Below are 17,586 nucleotides of genomic sequence, written 5' to 3'. Positions count from 1 at the left end.
TGGTTTACCTCAGTGGGCGGGGCCCGCCCCGGTTCTGGAGCGACGTAGCGAAGGAGCGCAGCGACTGAGCGAAGGAGTGAAGAACCGGGGTTAATAGGGCCCCGCCCCGCCCCGCCGAAGGCGGGGCAAATAAACACAGAAAGGCGACGATGATGTTGCGCACCATGATGAAATCGAAGATTCACCGGGCTACCGTGACCCATGCCGACCTGCACTATGTCGGTTCGGTGACCATTGATCAGGATCTTCTCGATGCCGCCGATCTGCTCGAGGGTGAGCAGGTCTGCATCGTCGATATCGATAACGGCGCCCGCCTCGAGACCTATGTGATCGCGGGCGAACGCGGTTCCGGTGTGATCGGTATCAACGGTGCCGCCGCTCATCTGGTCAATCCTGGTGATCTGGTCATTCTCATCGCTTACGGCATGATGGATGAGGTCGAGCTGCGCGAGTACGACCCGAAGGTCGTATTCGTCGATGCCCGGAACCGGCCGGTCGAGCTGGGTTCTGATCCGGCGCATGCGCCCGAGGGCTCGGATCTGATCAGCCCTCGCAATCTCACCTTCGCCTGAGCGGCGGCGGTGACCGCATGCTCCTGACCATCGACGTCCGGACGACCAGCACGGTTGTCGGGTTGATCGCGGGCTCCGGGCCACAGTCCGAATTGGTCCGGCACTGGCGGATCCACACGAATCCGTTGCATACCGCTGACGAGTTCGCGATGAGTCTGCGCGGGCTGGTGGGCTCCGATCTCGACGCGGTGACCGGGGTGGTGGGTCTGTCGACCATGCCGCCGGTGCTGCGCGAGCTGCGGTCGATGCTGGACCGGTATTGGCAGCATGTACCGCATCTGCTGGTGGAGCCCGGGGTCCGGACCGGAATTCCACTGTTGGTGGACAATCCGAAAGAGGTCGGCGCCGACCGGATCGTGAACAGTCTCGCCGCCCATCATCAGTTCGGTGGCGCCGCGATCGTGGTCGATTTCGGTGTTTCGATCTGCGTCGATCTCGTATCGGCGAAGGGGGAGTTCCTCGGCGGGGTGATCGCGCCGGGGGTGGAGACCGCGACCGAGGCCCTGATCGAACGGGCCGCGTTGCGCCGGGTGGAGTTGGCCCGGCCCCGATCGGTGGTGGGCAAGAACAGCGTCGAATGTATCCAGTCCGGGGCGATCTTCGGCTTCGCCGGTCTGGTGGACGGTCTGGTGGATCGGATCCGCGACGATATCGACGGTTTCGCCGACGAGGGGGTCGCGGTGGTGGCGACCGGTGCGGCCGCACCGCTGATCGTGGGTGAGTCCGAGACCGTCGAGCACCACGAACCGCATCTCACGATCACCGGATTGCGGCTGGTCTTCGAACGGAACCAGCGCCGCAACCGGGGGTGATTCCCTGGACGAGCCCGGCTGTGACATATTCCGCTGAGTCGAATGTGGCCGTGGCGTCGGCGGCTTGCTAAGCTTCCCGTGTGCTGATCCGCATGCGTACCCAGGAGTGTTGTCGAGGCTGATTCGCCTCGATCGTTCGAGGCATTCTGCAGTCCTCGACCGTTTCTCGACTTCCTGGAGATGCGCTGATGCATTCGCCTGTTCTCTCATCCGTAGTCCGCCGGTCGGCTCGTGATACTTCCGCCGCGGCCGCTGATCCGATTCCGGATCGTCCGATCGCCCCGGCGCTGCCGACTCGGTTGCGGCCGGCGGATCTGCTTCGCCTGACCGATGAGACCGGGGAGGATGTGCTCGCCGGCCGGTACGACCATCTGCTTCCCGCGGACGGTGCGTGGCCGGCGGTGGACCGCTGGGCCACCCGGCTCGTCTCCGACGACGAGGTCGATGTCTGGCTGATCAGCTGGACCCCGGACAAATCCACGAAGCTGCACGATCACGCCGGTTCGCTCGGCGCGCTCACCGTGCTCAGTGGTGGTCTCGCCGAATATCGCTGGAACGGTACCGAACTGCGCCACCGGGTGTTGTCCGCCGGCGATCAGGCGGCCTTCCCGATCGGCTGGGTGCACGATGTCGTGCGAGCCCCCGACCGGATCGCGGTATCGGGCCCCTCCGGCACCGGACCGCTCGATCCCACCCTCAGCGTGCACGCCTACTCACCGCCACTCACCGCAATGTCCTATTACGAAGTGACCGGGCACGGCAGCCTGCGGCGCACCCACACCGTTCTCACCGACCAGCCCGAAGGTGATCTCTGATGTCGCGACTGACCATTGATCAGATGCTCGACCAGGCCCGTTCCCAGTTGCGGCGGCTCCACCCCGTGGAATTGCCCGCCGCGCTCGCCCGGGGCGCGTTCCTGGTCGATATCCGGCCCGCGGCCCAGCGGGCCAGGGAGGGGGCGCTGCCCGGGGCTCTGGTCATCGAACGGAATGTACTCGAGTGGAGGCTCGATCCCACCAGTTCGGCCCGCCTGGCGCTGGCCGCGGATCACGACGTCGAATGGATAGTGGTGTGCTCGGAGGGTTACACCTCCAGCCTGGCCGCGGCGTCGTTGCGCCAATTGGGTCTGCACCGGGCGACCGATCTGGTCGGCGGATATAAGGCACTGGAAGCGTCCGGTATGCGATCGGTGGCCACCGGCGCCGCACACTTCACCAGGGAAGTTCGTTCGCTCGCCGTCCTCTGAATTCTCGTTCCGGCCGAATGCGACCGGACGACAATGCATTTCCACCGTGTGCCGGTTCCCCGGGAAAATTCCAAGCAACCAAATGGTCTATTTTCCCGGGGCGGTCCGCTGTGCCTTCTGTCGACGATTCCTTATCGCACCGTTGGGGCAGGCGGCTGACGAATCGATTTGCCGTGCACGCTAGGGTGGTTCGCTGTGAGCAACCCGAACATCTCGTCATCCGGCGGCTCCGCGGGCGTTGTTCCCGCGGGGCGATCCAGCCGCTCCGTGGAGGTCGACGACGTCCCCGAGCAGATGCGGATCCGCCGGGAGAAGCGGGAGCGGCTGCTCGAGTCGGGCGGGGAGGCCTATCCCGTTTCGGTGCCGCGTACCCATAGTCTGGCCGAAATCCGTGCCACCTATCCGGATCTCGCGGCCGATACCGCGACCGGTGAACTGGTCGGTGTGGCCGGCCGGGTCATCTTCATGCGGAATACCGGCAAATTGTGCTTCGCTCAGTTACAGGAGGGCGACGGCACCACTTTGCAGGCCATGGTGAGTCTGAACGGTGTCGGTGCGGACGCGCTGGCGGCCTGGAAGGCCGATGTGGATCTCGGCGATATGGTTTTCGTGCACGGCGAGGTCATCTCGTCGCGTACGGGTGAATTGAGTGTCATGGCCGATTCGTGGTCCATGGCGGCCAAGGCGTTGCGTCCGCTACCCGTCGCACACAAGGAGATGGGCGAGGAAGCGCGGGTCCGACAGCGCTATGTCGATCTGATTGTGCGCCCGGAGGCCCGTGAGACCGCTCGTACCCGAGTGGCGGTAGTGCGCGCGCTGCGCAATGCGCTGGAGCTGCGTGATTTTCTCGAAGTCGAGACGCCTATGTTGCAGACCCTGCACGGGGGTGCGGCCGCACGGCCCTTCCGCACGCACTCCAATGCGCTCGATATGGATCTCTACCTGCGCATTGCCCCGGAGTTGTTTCTGAAACGCTGCGTGGTCGGAGGGCTCGAGCGGGTCTTCGAGATCAATCGCAACTTCCGTAACGAAGGTGCCGATTCAACCCATTCGCCCGAGTTCGCGATGCTCGAAACTTATCAGGCGTACGGCACCTACGACGACTCGGCGCGCATGACCCGGGAATTGATCCAGGAAGTCGCACAGGAAGCGCTGGGAACTCAGGTCGTCACCCTCGCCGATGGTTCGGAATACGACTTGAGCGGAGAGTGGACAACGGTCGAGATGTATCCGTCGTTGTCCGAGTCGACGGGGGTGGAGGTCACCCCGGAAACAACTGTTCCGGAATTGCTCGAGCTAGCAGATCGGGTCGGTCTGGAAATTCCGGAGGGGAAGGGCTACGGCCACGGGAAACTGGTGGAGGAACTCTGGGAGCACACCTACGGCGACAAGCTGTACGTGCCGACTTTCGTCCGCGATTTCCCGGTCGAGACTTCCCCGCTGACCAGGCAGCATCGGTCGCGCGCCGGTGTCACCGAGAAGTGGGATCTGTATGTCCGCGGCTTCGAGTTGGCCACCGGCTATTCGGAGTTGGTGGATCCGGTGATCCAGCGCGAGCGGTTCATCGATCAGGCGCGTCTCGCCGCGGCCGGCGATGACGAGGCAATGGTGCTCGACGAAGACTTCTTGGCCGCCATGGAACACGGGATGCCGCCGACAACCGGAACCGGTATGGGAATCGATAGGTTGTTGATGGCGCTCACCGGATTGGGAATCCGGGAAACGATACTGTTCCCAATAGTGCGGCCGATCGGCCGTTGAGCGAACGGTTTGCATAGCAAGCCGCTCGTCTTGGAATTTTCCGAATTCGGGGTATTCTTGCCTCGGGTAATCGGCCTGATTTTACGGGCCGCACGATTTCGAGAGGACGTTCATCTCATGGCAAAGAAGGTCACCGTTAGCCTGATCGACGATGTCGACGGTGAGTCCATCGCGGACGAGACCATCGAGTTTGCAGTCGATGGGGTGTCGTACGAGATCGACCTGTCGTCGACGAATGCGGCGAAGCTTCGGGACGAGTTGGAGCAGTGGGTTACCAGTGCCCGCCGGGTGAGTGGTCGGCGCCGGGTGAAGTCCGCGGTCGCGGCCGCCGGTAGTACCAAGGCCCGCGCCACCATGGATCGCGAACAAAGCGCGGCCATTCGTGAGTGGGCACGCCGGAATGGTCACAAGGTTTCCGCGCGGGGGCGTATCTCCGCCGATATCACCGACGCGTACAACAAGGCATCGAAGGGTTAGTTCTTTCGACCGTCGCGCGTGCGAATATTCGCAGAACGCGACGACGGCTGGTCTTCTCGATAGCTATTAGGAATTACCGCTGGCCCCGGCGTCGATCGCCGGGGTCACTGCGCCCGGCGGGGTTCCATCTTGCTCGAGTGGCCGACTGCCCGGCACCATGGATGGGATCGTCCGGGCCCGTCGTGTGCCGTAGTGCAAGAGGTCCGCAGTGTTCGGCAGTGGCTGCCGATATGGAGAGGTGAGGTATCGGCGCAGTGACCGGATCCGTCGGTTCTTTCCTTCGATACACCGATGACGAAGGCCGTAGGCGCGAAGTGATGTTGAGTCCCGATCGGCAGCGGATCACCATCGGCCGCTCCGCGGGTGCCGACCTGTCGTTGCGCTGGGACGCCGAGGTCTCGCGACTGCACGCCGCGGTGGAATACCTCGCCGCACACTGGACCATTGTGGACGACGGCCTTTCCCGCAACGGCACGTTCGTCAACGGTGAACGGATCAGCGGCCGCCGTCGGCTGATGCCCGGTGACCGGATCCGAGTCGGCACCTCACTGGTGTCCTTCCACGATTTCAACGGTGTCGCCGACGATGCCACCCGCGCCTCCGGCGCCAGTATCCCGACCGTCCGCTCGCTGACCGAGGCGCAGCGCGGGGTGCTCGTCGCGCTGTGCCGCCCCTACAAAGGGGACGCGGGTTTCGCCGCCCCGGCCACCAACCAGCAGATCGCCGCCGAACTGTATCTGAGCGTGGATGCCGTCAAGACCCATCTGCGCGCCCTGTTCGCCAAGTTCGGCGTCGAGGATCTGCCGCAGAACCAGAAGCGGGTCCGGCTCGCCGCGCTGGCCATGCGCAGCGGACTCATCACAGACCGCGACCTGTAGGTCCACCTCCGCTTCGCTCCGTACGCGTCCACGGGCCGGCCCTCGGGGGTAGCTGACGGTTGATTGTGGGCCTTCGCCTTCGCTCCCGGCCATATATGTGCACCAGGTGCCCTCGGGACAGGTAGCGGTGGGCTCCGGGCCTCGGCGTACCGCCGGCTCCGGCCTCCCCAGCTGTGGGAGTCGTTCTGTTCGCTCTGGGCAAAACCGGAGTGGGAAACCAATCGGCGGGTAAGGGCGTTATGAGTGAATAGCCCTGCCGACGGGTCCACATCAATAGGGTGGAGCGGCGGCGGCGTAATCCCCTGCCAACTAGAGTGGGAGGCGGGGGCCGCAACCCCTGGCCTACATGGCAGGCTGAGGTCGACGGTTGTCCACGACACACCACGGCGTCAGCCGGCCATAGAGTCCGGAGCAGGAGAGTGAGGGAGCGATGTTCGAGAGGTTCACCGACCGCGCAAGGCGTGTCGTCGTCCTGGCCCAAGAAGAGGCCCGGATGCTCAACCACAACTACATCGGCACCGAGCACATCCTGCTGGGGCTGATCCACGAGGGTGAGGGCGTCGCGGCCAAGTCGCTGGAGTCGCTCGGCATCTCGCTGGAGGGCGTGCGCAGCCAGGTCGAAGAGATCATCGGCCAGGGCCAGCAGGCTCCGTCCGGTCATATTCCGTTCACCCCCCGGGCCAAGAAGGTGCTGGAGCTGAGCCTGCGCGAGGCGCTGCAGCTCGGCCACAACTACATCGGCACCGAGCACATTCTGCTCGGCCTGATCCGCGAGGGCGAGGGTGTCGCGGCGCAGGTGCTGGTCAAGCTCGGCGCCGACCTCAACCGGGTCCGTCAGCAGGTCATCCAGCTGCTGTCCGGGTACCAGGGCAAGGAACCGGTGGAATCCGGCGCCCGTGGCGAAACCGGCACCCCGTCGACTTCGCTGGTGCTCGATCAATTCGGCCGTAACCTCACCCAGGCCGCGCTGGAAGGCAAACTCGACCCCGTCATCGGCCGCTCGAAAGAGATCGAGCGGGTCATGCAGGTGCTGAGCCGCCGTACCAAGAACAACCCTGTCCTGATCGGCGAGCCCGGTGTCGGTAAGACCGCCGTGGTCGAGGGCCTGGCCCAGGCCATCGTCAACGGTGAGGTCCCGGAGACGCTCAAGGACAAGCAGCTCTACACCCTCGACCTGGGTTCTCTGGTCGCGGGCAGCCGCTACCGCGGTGATTTCGAAGAGCGCCTGAAGAAGGTGCTCAAGGAGATCAACACCCGTGGCGACATCATCCTGTTCATCGACGAGCTGCACACGCTGGTCGGTGCGGGTGCCGCCGAGGGCGCCATCGACGCGGCCTCGATCCTGAAGCCGAAACTGGCCCGCGGTGAGCTGCAGACCATCGGTGCCACCACCCTCGACGAGTATCGCAAGTACATCGAGAAGGACGCCGCTCTGGAACGCCGGTTCCAGCCGGTCCAGGTGGGCGAGCCGACCGTCGAGCACACCATCAATATCCTCAAGGGTCTGCGCGACCGCTACGAGGCGCACCACCGGGTGTCCATCACCGACGGTGCCCTGGTCGCAGCCGCCACCCTGGCCGACCGCTACATCAACGACCGGTTCCTGCCGGACAAGGCGATCGACCTGATCGACGAGGCCGGCGCCCGGATGCGTATCCGCCGGATGACCGCCCCGCCGGACCTGCGTGAATTCGACGACAAGATCGCCGATGCGCGCCGGGAGAAGGAATCGGCGATCGACGCGCAGGACTTCGAGAAGGCCGCGCGGCTGCGCGACAAGGAGAAGCAGCTCGTCGCCAAGCGGGCCGAGCGCGAGAAGCAGTGGCGTTCGGGTGATCTGGATGTCGTGGCCGAGGTCGACGACGAGCAGATCGCCGAGGTACTGGCCAACTGGACCGGTATCCCCGTGTTCAAGCTCACCGAGGAGGAGACCACCCGTCTGCTCCGTATGGAGGACGAGCTGCACAAGCGGATCATCGGCCAGGAGGACGCCGTCAGGGCGGTCTCGAAGGCCATCCGCCGTACCCGTGCCGGCCTGAAGGATCCGAAGCGTCCGTCCGGTTCGTTCATCTTCGCCGGTCCGTCCGGTGTCGGTAAGACCGAGCTGTCCAAGGCGCTGGCGAACTTCCTGTTCGGCGACGACGATGCGCTCATCCAGATCGATATGGGCGAGTTCCACGACCGCTTCACCGCTTCGCGGCTGTTCGGTGCCCCTCCGGGCTACGTCGGCTACGAAGAGGGCGGCCAGCTCACCGAGAAGGTGCGCCGCAAGCCGTTCTCGGTCGTGCTGTTCGACGAGATCGAGAAGGCCCACCAGGAGATCTACAACACCCTGTTGCAGGTCCTCGAAGACGGCCGCCTCACCGATGGCCAGGGCCGGACCGTGGACTTCAAGAACACGGTGCTGATCTTCACCTCGAACCTCGGGACCTCCGATATCTCGAAGGCCGTGGGTCTGGGCTTCACCCAGAGCAACGCCGAGGGCTCGAACTACGAGCGGATGAAGCTCAAGGTCAACGACGAGCTGAAGAAGCATTTCCGGCCGGAGTTCCTCAACCGTATCGACGATGTGATCGTCTTCCACCAGCTCACCACGGATCAGATCGTGGAGATGGTGGACCTGATGATCAACCGGGTCGGCGTGCAGTTGAAGAACAAGGATATGGCGATGGAGCTCAGCGATACCGCCAAGAGCCTGCTGGCCAAGCGTGGTTTCGACCCCGTGCTCGGTGCCCGGCCGCTGCGCCGCACCATCCAGCGCGAGATCGAGGACCAGCTGTCGGAGAAGATCCTCTTCGGCGAGATCGGTGCGGGCCAGGTCGTGGTGGTGGATGTCGAGGGCTGGGATGGTGAAGGCTCCGGCGAGGACGCCAAGTTCACCTTCACCCCGAAGGCCAAGCTCACCAAGGACGACGGTGAGAAGAAGCCGGAGGTCGTGCTGACCGGCGCGTCCGAGGGTTCGGCCGAGGCCGCTTCGGGCGAGTAGACAACACAGTAGAGGGCCTGCCCACCGGTATCGCGCCGGTGGGCAGGCCTTTTTGTGTGCGGGCGCTGTTTGCGCCGGTCATAAGGGGTATGCGGTCGGTGGGCACGAGTACGGTGGTGATGTTCATTCGATACGAATCGGGGGTATCACCATGACGAATCCGGATCTGACCACGATTGCCGTCCTGCTCGACCGTTCCGGCTCCATGCAGACCATCAAATCGGATACCGAGGGCGGCCTGGCCGCGTATTTCGAGGAACAGCGCAAGGTCGAGAACGCAGTACGGGTCACCCTCGCACAGTTCGACACCGAGTACGAATGTGTGTACTCGGACGTCCCGATCGATGAGGTTCCACCGCCGGTTCTGCAGCCACGCGGCGCTACCGCGCTCTACGACGCCATCGGCAAACTCGTCACCGATCTCGGCGCCGACCTGGCCGCCCGCCCGGAGAACGAGCGACCCGGCACGGTGCTCGTGGTCGTGCTCACCGACGGCCACGAGAATTCCAGCCGTGAATGGACACATGCCGCCGTGCGCTCGCTGATCGAACAACAGCAGAACGTGTACAGCTGGGACTTCCTGTTCCTCGGTGCCAATATGGACGCCGTCGCGATCGGTAGCGGGCTCGGTTTCGCGCCGCAGCAATCCATCACCTACGGAGCGGCGCCGGCCGGCGTCGCGGGGGTCTTCCGGGCGGCCGGTGCCTATTCACGCCGTCTGCAGGCGCCGTCCGGTGCGCCCGGTTCGGCCCGGGCCGCGGGATTCACCGATGAGGAGCGGCGCGACGCGAACCCGGGCTGAAACCGCGGACTCACTCCGATGTGCCGGGATCGGTCCTGTCCCGGCCGGGCGCGGTCCGGCGTGGCTCGGAGGTCACCGCGACCGGGGCCGTCGATTCGCGAGAACTGCTGTCCGCGGGTCCTTTACGGGCGCGTGGCCGGGCGTCGGGGTCGATCGCTATCCGGAGCGGACGGCTCGGTAGCCGCGCCGCCACCCGGTAACCACCGCTGGGCTTGGGGCCGGCGGTCAGCGCGCCGCCGAGGGCGTGTGTGCGTTCGCGCATGGTGATGATCCCCATACCGCGGGTGGGCCCGGCGTGTTCGGGTCGGCCGGCGGGGCGGGTGTTGTCGACGGTGAGATCGACGGAATCAGCGGTGTAGCGCACGGTCACGGTGGCTTCGGCGCCGGGGGCATGACGTACGACATTGGCCAGGGATTCCTGCACGATCTGGGTCGCGGCGTCGTCGATCGCCGCGGGCAGGGAATCGGGGGTCCCCAGGACCCTGGTGTGCACTGTCAGTCCCGCCAGCCGGGGTTTGCGCAGGAGTTCGTCCAGGTCGGACATGGTGGGATCGGGTTCCCGGGGTGGTGGGCCCGGCGCGACCGGGGCGGCCGGTGGGCGGCCCGCGTTTCCCGGGTTCCGGGGCGAACGATCGGCGCCCGGCCGTTCGCGCCGACCGAAACCGCCTCGCCGGGAACGCTTCTCGCTCTCCGACGGCCTCGTATCGCGGTCGTCCGCGGGGCGGTCTCCGGGAGTTCGTGCGGGTGGTCCGGGTGCCGGATCCACAGCCTGTATAGCGTGGCGGAGAGCCTGTACGTCCTCGAGCGCGTTGCGGCTGGTCGATTTGATCTCGGCCACGGTGCCGGCGGCTTTGGTCGATTTGTTCTCCACCTGCTGAAGGGCCATCCCGGCCTGCACATTGATCAGGGACAGGTTGTGTCCCACCACATCGTGCAGTTCGCGGGCGATCAGCAGGCGCTCCGCGCTCACCTCGAGGTCCCGCTGCTGCTGCGCGACGGTACGCTCGGCGGCATCCAGTGCCTGCCGGGCCTGTCCGAGCATGCGGCGGTGCCGCAGCACTTCGACCAACGCCGCGGCCAGCGCCAGCCAACTCAGTAGCCCGACCATCTGCCAGCTCGTCATCGCGAACTCTCCACCTGCACCACCCTATTCGCCCTTTGCGCTCGGATGTCGGTGCACACCCGGATTCCCGGCGCCGCAATGATGTTCCGGGAGCGGATACGCCGGTTCCGGACGGGCCGATCGACAGCGGCGCGTGATCGTCGCATCTGCGGCGGCACCTGCCCCGACGCGGGTATGGTCCAGTGATGGTCGACCAGCAAGTGCGTGTACCGGACCTGTCCGCACGGCCGTACGAACTCACCGTGGAGCGGGTGATGACCGCTTCGCCCGATCTCCTCTATCTGGCGTGGACCCAAGGGTTCGATATCTGGTTCGCGGAGCCGTCATCGGTCCGGATGCGGCCAGAGGTGAACGAGCCGTTCTATTTCGAGACCCGGCACGAGGGGATCATCCGGCCGCATTACGGTCGCATTGTCCGCTTGGAACCGGGGCGACTCGTCGAAATGACCTGGGTGACCGGTGCCGGAGGTACCGAGGGAGCCGAGACCTTGGTTCGGGTGGAGTTCGTCAAACAGCCCCGCGGTATCCGGTTGCGTTTGCGGCACAGCGGTTTTGCCGACGCAGCCGTACGCGACAGGCATCGGGCGGCCTGGCCCGCGGTACTGGCCCGTCTCGACGAACGAACCGCTGCGACGAGCTGAGGGTACGGGTAGGTTCGAACCGGACTCGCAACGAATCGTCTTCGAAAGGATCGTGATGCCCACACGTACCGCGCGCACCGCATGGACCGGTGGTCTGCAGGACGGCTCCGGCCAGGTCGAGCTGGTCAGCTCGGGAGTCGGCAAGTACGAGGTGTCCTTCCCCAAGCGGGCGGCCGATGACGCCGACGGCACCACCAGCCCGGAGGAGCTGATCGCGGGGGCTCATTCGTCCTGTTACGCGATGGCGCTGTCCAACGAGATCGCCCAGGCCGGCGGAACGCCGCAGAGCCTCGACGTATCGGCTGCCGTGACCCTGGGCCCCGATCCGGCGGGCGGTTTCCGCATCAGCCGCATCGAGCTGACGGTGCGCGGCCGGGTATCCGGACTCGATGACGCCGGTTTCGCCGCGGCCGCGGCCGCCGCCAAGGCGGGCTGCCCGGTCAGCAAGGCACTGAGCGGAGTGGACGACATCACGCTCGACGCCGCCCTGGAATCCTGATCGGCGTCCCGGGCCCCGCACGGGGCCCGGGATCCCGCGGCGCGGTGCTGACCGAGCCGACCGGCGCCGCGGCGCGACCGGCTCGGAACCAGGCACGAGCGGCCGGTGTGTACATGGCGGGTATCGCGACGAACACCGCGCAGAGATGTCCGATACGGGTGATCGCCACGAGCACGGTGGTAGCGCCGATATCGGCGAGCAGCTCCCAGCCCGAAGCGGCGAACATGCCGATGGGCTCCACCACCAGCGATGCCGTTCCGATCACTCCGATCCCGAAGGTGAGTAGGAGCCGGGCCCAGCGGTCGCCCCGCCGCATTCGCCACGCGATACCCAGCACCACGACATAGACCACGGTCCTGAGCAGCCAGCCGCTCGCGAGCGAGCCGATACCGGCCGCGTCGTCATCGAGCAGGCTCACGCTGCGGACGATGGATTCGGCGATACCGCAGCTCACGGCCACCACGAGCGCGACAAAGGCAGTCGTGACGGCCGCGGGCCGCGCGGCGAATGTGTCCGGACGGTCGAGTGCGGTGTCGTTCATACACCGACCCTGCCCGGCCGCGGCCGCGACCGGGATCACCCGGCTGTAGCAGCGTTCTCCCGTACCGGAGTACTGCGGCGAGTACTCCATTCGGTGAGCGCGGCGAACGCGAGTCCGATGCCCACCCACAGCGTGGTGGACACGGCCAGCGACGCGGCACGGAACTCCCACAGCAGCGTCGCGGGGAAATCGGCCCCCACTTCGTCCACCCCGGGAAGCAGGACATAACCGAGCGTGGTGACGAGTACGAAACCCGCTACCGCGGCGACCAGCCGGAAGGATTCCGGCAGGGCTCGCATCGCTTTCCAGATGTAACCACCGGCCGCGACGGCCACCAGACCCAGCACCACCGCGGCCACCCACAGCAGGGTGCGGTCGTTGATCGTCTCCGGGTCGCCCACCGCCGGTGGGTTCGCCGGATACTTGAAGAACGGCACCGCGACCACCGCGACCCAGCCCGCCAGGCCGAGCCACAGCACCAGGCGCTGCCCGGGCAGTGAGGTGAACCGCCGCACGTAATGTGCCGCGGTCGCGACGATCGCCCCGAAAGCCATACCGGCCAGGGCGTTGGCCAGGAACTGCCCGAATTTCTGCCACGGCCTGCTCACCACGGCCTCGTCTCCGTGCGTGTGTTCCGTGCTTTCCGCATGCGTATGTCCGGCGCCGGAATCGGGCGAATGCGCCGCGGCCTCCTCGATGGCGATGGCAGCATCGACCTTGGGTTCACCGACGAAATTGCCGACGACACCCGCGAGGAGACCGGCGATCAAACCGGCGAGCAGACCACGGAGCAGCAGAGCACCGAAAGATCCGCTCAATGGCATGGAACACCCAGCAGATGGCGACCGTCGTGCATCAGTTCGTGCATGAACATTCCGCTGCGCGAAACGGCGCCCTGGTCGAACCCGACCAGATACAGCGCCAGCAGGGCCAGCAATACGACACCGACGGTGACGAGCACTGTCACCAACGTATCGGCGGTCCTGCTCGGGACGTGGACTATGGCCATGGTCGATCCTCCTCATCCGGATGCTCGCGTCCGGTTCGCGAGTTCTGCGCAGATGCCGGTGTCTGACTCTGCCCACCCCGGCGAGGCGTGGACATCACAGTGGCGCGACCGCTCCGGGTTCTCACCGGATTACCGCATCATCTCCGCTTTCACCTCGAACTTTGACACCAGCCGTCGCCGGACGTCAATATGCCCGCGAATAAGCACTGGCCACGCCACTCGTGTTCGGTGGCGTGGCCAGATGGTCCGGCACGATCAGGAGGCAGGCTTACCGGCTACATCGAGCACGACCTCGAATTCCAGCAGCGAGGCACCGGTGGCGACAGGTTTGTTCTGCTGCCCGGCATGCGCCTCCTTGGCCGGGCCGTCGCGCCACGCAGCGAAAGACTCCTCGGAATCCCACTGGGTGACGACGAAGTACCGGTTCTCGCCGGCGGTGGGCCGCAACAACTGGAAGCCGAGAAACCCAGGGGAGTTCTCGACCGCGTGCGCACGGTGGGCGAACCGCTTCTCCAGCTCCGGTCCCGCGCCCTCGGGGATCTCGATCGCATTGATCTTCACAACAGCCATACCCCGAGCTTAGGACTGTATCTATTTGCCCCGCCTTCGGCGGGGCGGGGCGGGGCCCTGTTAACCCCGGTTCTTCACTCCTTCGCTCAGTCGCTGCGCTCCTTCGCTACGTCGCTCCAGAACCGGGGCGGGCCCCGCCGATGGAGGTGGACCATACGGAGTGGCAGGAAGGTATGGGAGGAGTGTGTTCGGATAGTCGGTGCCGACGGCGGGCGCAGCGGTGCGCAAACAGGTGGGTATCGAATCGAGGGCACCACCGACGAAGCGCTGCGCATGCGGCTCCGCGACCTCCGCGCCTATGCCCTGGACCACGTGATGTGTGGGTAGGTCGGCGGCTCCAGTGCGATGGTTGCCGTTCTCCCGATGGCATAAGCGCGCGTGGTCGCTGTGCGCCGCCGGGTCCCGCCGACCATCCGGGAAATTCCCGGTACCGATGTGCGGAGGGGCATGACATGGGGCGAATACACTCGGCCCGGTGTTGCACGACGAAGGTGGGCGCGGGGTTCCGATACTGCTGCTGCACGGGTTGATGGGTAGCGCCCGGACCTGGCAGGACCAGGTCTTGTGGTTGCGCGACCACGGCCGGGTGTACACCTTCGACGCCGCCGGCCACGGGCGGCCGGCCCCGGCCGACCTCACCACCGATGCCTTCGTCGCCGATCTTGCCGGAGCCACAGCGGGAATCTCCGAGCCGATGATCGTGATCGGGCATTCGATGGGCGGCCTGCACGGGTGGGTTTTCGCGGCGACGTATCCGAACCGGGTGCGCGGCCTGGTGGTCGAGGATATGGCGGCCGATTTCACCGGGCGTACTGCCGCGCACTGGGCCGCCATGGTCGAGGGCTGGCCGCAGCCGTTCCCGGACGAGGCGGCACTGATGGCGTATTTCGGGCCGGTCGCCGGACGCTATTTCCGGAATTCGTTCGAGCGGAGCTCGGACGGCTACCGGTTACACGGTGAAGTGGCGACGTTCCGGGATATCTCGGAGGAATGGGGAACTCGCGCGTTCTGGCGGGAATGGGATCGACTGACCGTGCCCACTCTGCTGCTCGAGGGCGAACACACGATCACCCCTCCGGGGCAGATGCGGCGGATGGCCGAACTGCATCCCGATGCCGAGCACGTCCTGGTCCCCGCCGCCGGGCACCTGGTGCACGACGATCAGCCAGCCCACTACCGAGCCGAGGTCGAACGTTTTCTCGGCCGGATCCTGCGGACCGGCCCCGCGTCCGCCGCCGAGGTCTGAACGGCGGTTCTCAGCCCTCGCCGGCCAGTGCGAACCGTCCGTCGCCGGTCTGCTCGATCAACCCGTCCACCAGCAGTGAATCCAGGGCGCGGTCGCGCTGACCGGGGTCGCGGGTCCAGGCGAGGTCCAGCCGGACCCGTTCCACCGGGGCGTGCGCTGCCCGCAGCACGTCGAGCAGGCGACCCCGCGCCTGTCGATCGGTGCCCTCGTACTTCTGGGTCCGGCGCGTCGATTCGGCGACCGGCCGCCCCGCCGAGACCCACGCGCATCGCGGCAGCGGGCAGCGCGTGCAGTCCGGGGTCCGCGCGGTGCACACTGTGGCGCCGAGTTCCATCAGCGCTGCCGAGAACACCGCGGCCCGGTCGACGCGGGCGGGCAATAGAGCCTCGGTCTCCCGCAGATCGCGCGTCGCCGGATTACCGGCCTCACCGCAACCGTGTACGGCTCGCGCCACGACGCGGCGGACATTGGTGTCCACCACCGGAACTCGCTGTCCGTAGGCGAAACAGGCGACCGCGCGCGCGGTGTACGCGCCGATACCGGGCAAGCCGAGCAGCACCTCGACATCGTCGGGTACTTCGTCACCGTATTCGGCGGCCAGGACCCGAGCGCATTCGTGCAGTCGCAGGGCGCGCCGCGGATAACCGAGCTTGCCCCATGCCCGCAGTACCTCGCCCGCGGACGCGGCCGCCATCGCCGAGGGCACCGGCCAGCGCAGCACCCACTCGCGCCAGATCGGTTCGACTCGTGACACGGGCGTCTGCTGCAGCATGATCTCGCTCATGAGGATCTGCCAGGCGCTCACTCCGGGACGCCGCCACGGCAGATCGCGGGCTGTGCGGGCGTACCAGTCGATCAGGGTGTCGGAGTCGATCGCGCCGGGTTCGATCACACCGGCGCGGCGCTCGTCCACATCCGGTTTTCCGGCACTCGTGCTACTCACCCGACCCGCTCCGTTCAGCTCACCGTGCAGTTTCACCGGTTCGGCGCGGACCGACGCCGCGCTGTAACGGGACGGAAGCAAGCCGGCACTTCGAATCGTGCAGAATGGACACCATGCCTCAGTCCAACCCGGTAAGTGCCTGGAAGTCGCTGCGCGAAGGAAACGAGCGCTTCGTGAACGGCACGCTGCTGCATCCTAGCCAGGGAGCCGCCGATCGAGCCAAGCTCGTGGCCGGCCAGCATCCGTCCGCCGTGCTGTTCGGCTGCGGGGATTCCCGAGTCGCGGCGGAATTGATCTTCGACCAGGGTCTCGGCGATATGTTCGTCGTGCGTACAGCGGGCCATGTGATCGATGCGGCGGTGCTGGGGTCCATCGAATACGGGGTGGGTGTGCTCGATGTCCCGCTGATCGTGGTGCTCGGGCACGACAGCTGTGGTGCGGTCGGGGCGACCCTGAACGCGCTGGACGGCGGTGAAGTGCCCGGCGGGTTCATCCGCAGCATTGTCGAGAAGGTCACGCCGTCGATGCTGATCGGCCGCCGTGAAGGGCTCGAGTCCGTGGACGAGCTGGAGGCCCGCCATGTGGTGGAGACCAGCAGTCTGTTGATGGAACGATCGATGATCGTGTCCGAGCGGGTGACGGCCGGTAAATGCGCGATCGCCTGCGTCACCTACAAGCTGGTCGACGGCCGGGCGAAGCTACATCGCGTGGTCGGCAACATCGGTGAGACTGTCTGACCGCCCGGCTCCGCCTCACCTTCGGGTGTGCCGTTGACGGCCGCCGCCGCCCGATGCGCTTACCGTTGACACGTGTTGGAACCGACAGGACCGTTACCGCCGGAGATCTACTGGCGGCGTCGTGTGTTCGCCATAGGAGCGCTCGTGGTCGCGCTCGCGGTGGTGATCTGGCTGGTCGTCACCGTCTCCCGCGGCGGTGATTCGCCCGATGCCGCCGCGGCGGTATCGCCGTCCGAGACCACCGAACCCGTTCCGAGTTCGGCCTCGGCGCCCACCACAGCGAGCAGTACGCGCGCGTCCACCACGGCCTCCGGCACCCGCAGTACCGAACCCGCCCCGGTGGCATCCGGTCAATGCGCCGATCAGTCACTGGCGATCAAGGTTTCGGTGGGGCAGCCCACCTATCAGGTCGGTGAGGAACCGGTGTTCGGGATCGTGATCACCAATATCTCCGGCGCTCCGTGCAGCCGGGATATGGGATCGGGCCTGCAACGGGTGTCGGTGCACTCGCTCGACGGTGGGCGCCAGCTCTGGGCGAGCACGGACTGCTATCCCGACGGCGAACCGGATGTCCGGACTCTCGATCGCGGCGAACAGGCTGCGTTCACGGTCACCTGGACGGCTGCGACCTCGCAGCCGGAATGCGCTGGGGAGCGGGTCCAGGTTCCCGCGGGTGCCTACAACGTGGTGGCGCAGATGGGTTCGGTGCGCAGCGCGCCCGAACCCTTCAACATCGCCTGACC

20 protein-coding genes and 1 riboswitch are annotated in these 17,586 nt (G+C 66.3%); of the genes, 14 read left to right on the top strand and 6 right to left on the bottom strand.

The genetic code is table 11. From position 1 onward, the window contains the following. Positions 1-152 precede the first annotated feature (152 nt). The 9 genes from panD (at position 153) to IEY68_RS20830 (ending at position 9,534) form a co-directional block, all read left to right on the top strand. The gene (gene panD / locus IEY68_RS20870) at positions 153-572 is read left to right on the top strand and encodes an aspartate 1-decarboxylase (protein WP_058853456.1); all 420 of its coding nucleotides are present in this window, start codon (positions 153-155) and stop codon (positions 570-572) included. 17 nt (positions 573-589) lie between these two features. Further along, positions 590-1,384: a type III pantothenate kinase gene (locus IEY68_RS20865; RefSeq protein ID WP_058853352.1), complete on the top strand. Its 795-nt coding sequence runs from the start codon at positions 590-592 to the stop codon at positions 1,382-1,384. Positions 1,385-1,572: 188 nt separating this feature from the next. Next, positions 1,573-2,199: a cupin domain-containing protein gene (locus IEY68_RS20860; RefSeq protein ID WP_082681129.1), complete on the top strand. Its 627-nt coding sequence runs from the start codon at positions 1,573-1,575 to the stop codon at positions 2,197-2,199. Between the two features lie 8 nt (positions 2,200-2,207). Further along, positions 2,208-2,630: a rhodanese-like domain-containing protein gene (locus tag IEY68_RS20855; protein ID WP_058853454.1), complete on the top strand. Its 423-nt coding sequence runs from the start codon at positions 2,208-2,210 to the stop codon at positions 2,628-2,630. 294 nt (positions 2,631-2,924) lie between these two features. Next, positions 2,925-4,391 carry a lysine--tRNA ligase gene (lysS, locus tag IEY68_RS20850; protein ID WP_058853453.1) on the top strand — a complete coding sequence of 489 codons (1,467 nt, stop codon included), beginning with the start codon at positions 2,925-2,927 and terminating at the stop codon, positions 4,389-4,391. A 117-nt stretch (positions 4,392-4,508) separates the two neighbouring features. Further along, complete coding sequence (locus IEY68_RS20845) at positions 4,509-4,868, top strand: histone-like nucleoid-structuring protein Lsr2 (protein WP_058853351.1); 360 nt, start codon at positions 4,509-4,511, stop codon at positions 4,866-4,868. A gap of 317 nt (positions 4,869-5,185) precedes the next feature. Further along, on the top strand, positions 5,186-5,746 hold the full coding sequence (locus tag IEY68_RS20840) for an FHA domain-containing protein (RefSeq protein ID WP_082681128.1): 561 nt from the start codon (positions 5,186-5,188) through the stop codon (positions 5,744-5,746). A gap of 430 nt (positions 5,747-6,176) precedes the next feature. Next, complete coding sequence (locus IEY68_RS20835) at positions 6,177-8,732, top strand: ATP-dependent Clp protease ATP-binding subunit (protein ID WP_058853349.1); 2,556 nt, start codon at positions 6,177-6,179, stop codon at positions 8,730-8,732. Between the two features lie 151 nt (positions 8,733-8,883). Next, entirely contained in the window at positions 8,884-9,534 is a 651-nt protein-coding gene (locus tag IEY68_RS20830; protein ID WP_156426027.1) for a vWA domain-containing protein, read from the top strand. Between the two features lie 10 nt (positions 9,535-9,544). On the opposite strand, the gene IEY68_RS20825 is transcribed toward IEY68_RS20830, so the two are convergent. After that, the gene (locus IEY68_RS20825) at positions 9,545-10,657 is read right to left on the bottom strand and encodes a sensor histidine kinase (protein WP_058853348.1); all 1,113 of its coding nucleotides are present in this window, start codon (positions 10,655-10,657) and stop codon (positions 9,545-9,547) included. 185 nt (positions 10,658-10,842) lie between these two features. On the opposite strand from IEY68_RS20825, the gene IEY68_RS20820 reads away from it, so the two are divergent. Further along, complete coding sequence (locus IEY68_RS20820) at positions 10,843-11,298, top strand: SRPBCC family protein (RefSeq protein WP_058853347.1); 456 nt, start codon at positions 10,843-10,845, stop codon at positions 11,296-11,298. Positions 11,299-11,353: 55 nt separating this feature from the next. After that, positions 11,354-11,797 carry an OsmC family peroxiredoxin gene (locus IEY68_RS20815; RefSeq protein ID WP_058853346.1) on the top strand — a complete coding sequence of 148 codons (444 nt, stop codon included), beginning with the start codon at positions 11,354-11,356 and terminating at the stop codon, positions 11,795-11,797. Here IEY68_RS20815 and IEY68_RS20810 read toward each other — a convergent pair. The 4 genes from IEY68_RS20810 to mhuD all read right to left on the bottom strand — a co-directional run bounded on the left by IEY68_RS20810 (position 11,769) and on the right by mhuD (position 13,917). Next, the gene (locus IEY68_RS20810; protein ID WP_156426026.1) at positions 11,769-12,338 is read right to left on the bottom strand and encodes a hypothetical protein; all 570 of its coding nucleotides are present in this window, start codon (positions 12,336-12,338) and stop codon (positions 11,769-11,771) included. The genes IEY68_RS20815 and IEY68_RS20810 overlap by 29 nt on opposite strands. Before the next feature lie 35 nt (positions 12,339-12,373). Continuing rightward, positions 12,374-13,162, bottom strand: coding sequence for a CbtA family protein (locus IEY68_RS20805; RefSeq protein ID WP_058853344.1), 789 nt, complete (start codon positions 13,160-13,162; stop codon positions 12,374-12,376). Next, positions 13,153-13,347 (bottom strand): CbtB domain-containing protein, encoded by a 195-nt coding sequence (locus IEY68_RS20800; RefSeq protein WP_058853343.1) that lies wholly within the window; start codon positions 13,345-13,347, stop codon positions 13,153-13,155. The genes IEY68_RS20805 and IEY68_RS20800 overlap by 10 nt, the downstream gene beginning before the upstream one ends. Positions 13,348-13,383: 36 nt before the next feature. Beyond that, positions 13,384-13,526, bottom strand: a riboswitch (cobalamin riboswitch). Positions 13,527-13,602: 76 nt separating this feature from the next. Then, positions 13,603-13,917 (bottom strand): mycobilin-forming heme oxygenase MhuD, encoded by a 315-nt coding sequence (mhuD, locus tag IEY68_RS20795; RefSeq protein ID WP_058853342.1) that lies wholly within the window; start codon positions 13,915-13,917, stop codon positions 13,603-13,605. A gap of 475 nt (positions 13,918-14,392) precedes the next feature. Here mhuD and IEY68_RS20790 point away from each other — a divergent pair, with 475 nt between their 5' ends. Beyond that, positions 14,393-15,163, top strand: a complete 771-nt coding sequence (locus IEY68_RS20790; RefSeq protein WP_058853341.1) for an alpha/beta fold hydrolase — start codon at positions 14,393-14,395, stop codon at positions 15,161-15,163. 10 nt (positions 15,164-15,173) lie between these two features. On the opposite strand, the gene IEY68_RS20785 is transcribed toward IEY68_RS20790, so the two are convergent. Next, a complete protein-coding gene (locus IEY68_RS20785; protein WP_373292994.1) occupies positions 15,174-16,052 on the bottom strand; it encodes an HhH-GPD family protein in 879 nt (292 codons plus the stop codon). 167 nt (positions 16,053-16,219) lie between these two features. On the opposite strand from IEY68_RS20785, the gene IEY68_RS20780 reads away from it, so the two are divergent. Both IEY68_RS20780 and IEY68_RS20775 read left to right on the top strand, forming a co-directional pair. Further along, on the top strand, positions 16,220-16,843 hold the full coding sequence (locus IEY68_RS20780) for a carbonic anhydrase (RefSeq protein WP_058853450.1): 624 nt from the start codon (positions 16,220-16,222) through the stop codon (positions 16,841-16,843). Between the two features lie 72 nt (positions 16,844-16,915). Next, on the top strand, positions 16,916-17,584 hold the full coding sequence (locus IEY68_RS20775) for an RAD23 family protein (protein ID WP_058853340.1): 669 nt from the start codon (positions 16,916-16,918) through the stop codon (positions 17,582-17,584). Positions 17,585-17,586 lie beyond the last annotated feature (2 nt).

It is taken from the genome of Nocardia jinanensis, assembly GCF_014645735.1.
Lineage (GTDB): Bacteria > Actinomycetota > Actinomycetes > Mycobacteriales > Mycobacteriaceae > Nocardia > Nocardia jinanensis.
Note: the sequence above shows the minus strand (reverse complement) of the source record. Positions and strands in the feature narration are given on the sequence as shown.

Excerpts from the sequence above, each read along its gene's own strand:
- IEY68_RS20860 (WP_082681129.1), top strand. The coding sequence starts at position 1,573 with ATGCATTCGCCTGTTCTCTCATCCGTAGTCCGCCGGTCGGCTCGTGAT.
- IEY68_RS20845 (WP_058853351.1), top strand. The coding sequence starts at position 4,509 with ATGGCAAAGAAGGTCACCGTTAGCCTGATCGACGATGTCGACGGTGAG.
- IEY68_RS20835 (WP_058853349.1), top strand. The coding sequence starts at position 6,177 with ATGTTCGAGAGGTTCACCGACCGCGCAAGGCGTGTCGTCGTCCTGGCC.
- lysS (WP_058853453.1), top strand. The coding sequence starts at position 2,925 with ATGCGGATCCGCCGGGAGAAGCGGGAGCGGCTGCTCGAGTCGGGCGGG.
- mhuD (WP_058853342.1), bottom strand. The coding sequence starts at position 13,917 with ATGGCTGTTGTGAAGATCAATGCGATCGAGATCCCCGAGGGCGCGGGA.
- IEY68_RS20780 (WP_058853450.1), top strand. The coding sequence starts at position 16,220 with ATGCCTCAGTCCAACCCGGTAAGTGCCTGGAAGTCGCTGCGCGAAGGA.
- IEY68_RS20810 (WP_156426026.1), bottom strand. The coding sequence starts at position 12,338 with ATGAACGACACCGCACTCGACCGTCCGGACACATTCGCCGCGCGGCCC.
- IEY68_RS20815 (WP_058853346.1), top strand. The coding sequence starts at position 11,354 with ATGCCCACACGTACCGCGCGCACCGCATGGACCGGTGGTCTGCAGGAC.
- IEY68_RS20830 (WP_156426027.1), top strand. The coding sequence starts at position 8,884 with ATGACGAATCCGGATCTGACCACGATTGCCGTCCTGCTCGACCGTTCC.
- IEY68_RS20820 (WP_058853347.1), top strand. The coding sequence starts at position 10,843 with ATGGTCGACCAGCAAGTGCGTGTACCGGACCTGTCCGCACGGCCGTAC.
- IEY68_RS20825 (WP_058853348.1), bottom strand. The coding sequence starts at position 10,657 with ATGACGAGCTGGCAGATGGTCGGGCTACTGAGTTGGCTGGCGCTGGCC.
- IEY68_RS20840 (WP_082681128.1), top strand. The coding sequence starts at position 5,186 with ATGTTGAGTCCCGATCGGCAGCGGATCACCATCGGCCGCTCCGCGGGT.
- IEY68_RS20805 (WP_058853344.1), bottom strand. The coding sequence starts at position 13,162 with ATGCCATTGAGCGGATCTTTCGGTGCTCTGCTGCTCCGTGGTCTGCTC.
- panD (WP_058853456.1), top strand. The coding sequence starts at position 153 with ATGTTGCGCACCATGATGAAATCGAAGATTCACCGGGCTACCGTGACC.
- IEY68_RS20865 (WP_058853352.1), top strand. The coding sequence starts at position 590 with ATGCTCCTGACCATCGACGTCCGGACGACCAGCACGGTTGTCGGGTTG.
- IEY68_RS20800 (WP_058853343.1), bottom strand. The coding sequence starts at position 13,347 with ATGGCCATAGTCCACGTCCCGAGCAGGACCGCCGATACGTTGGTGACA.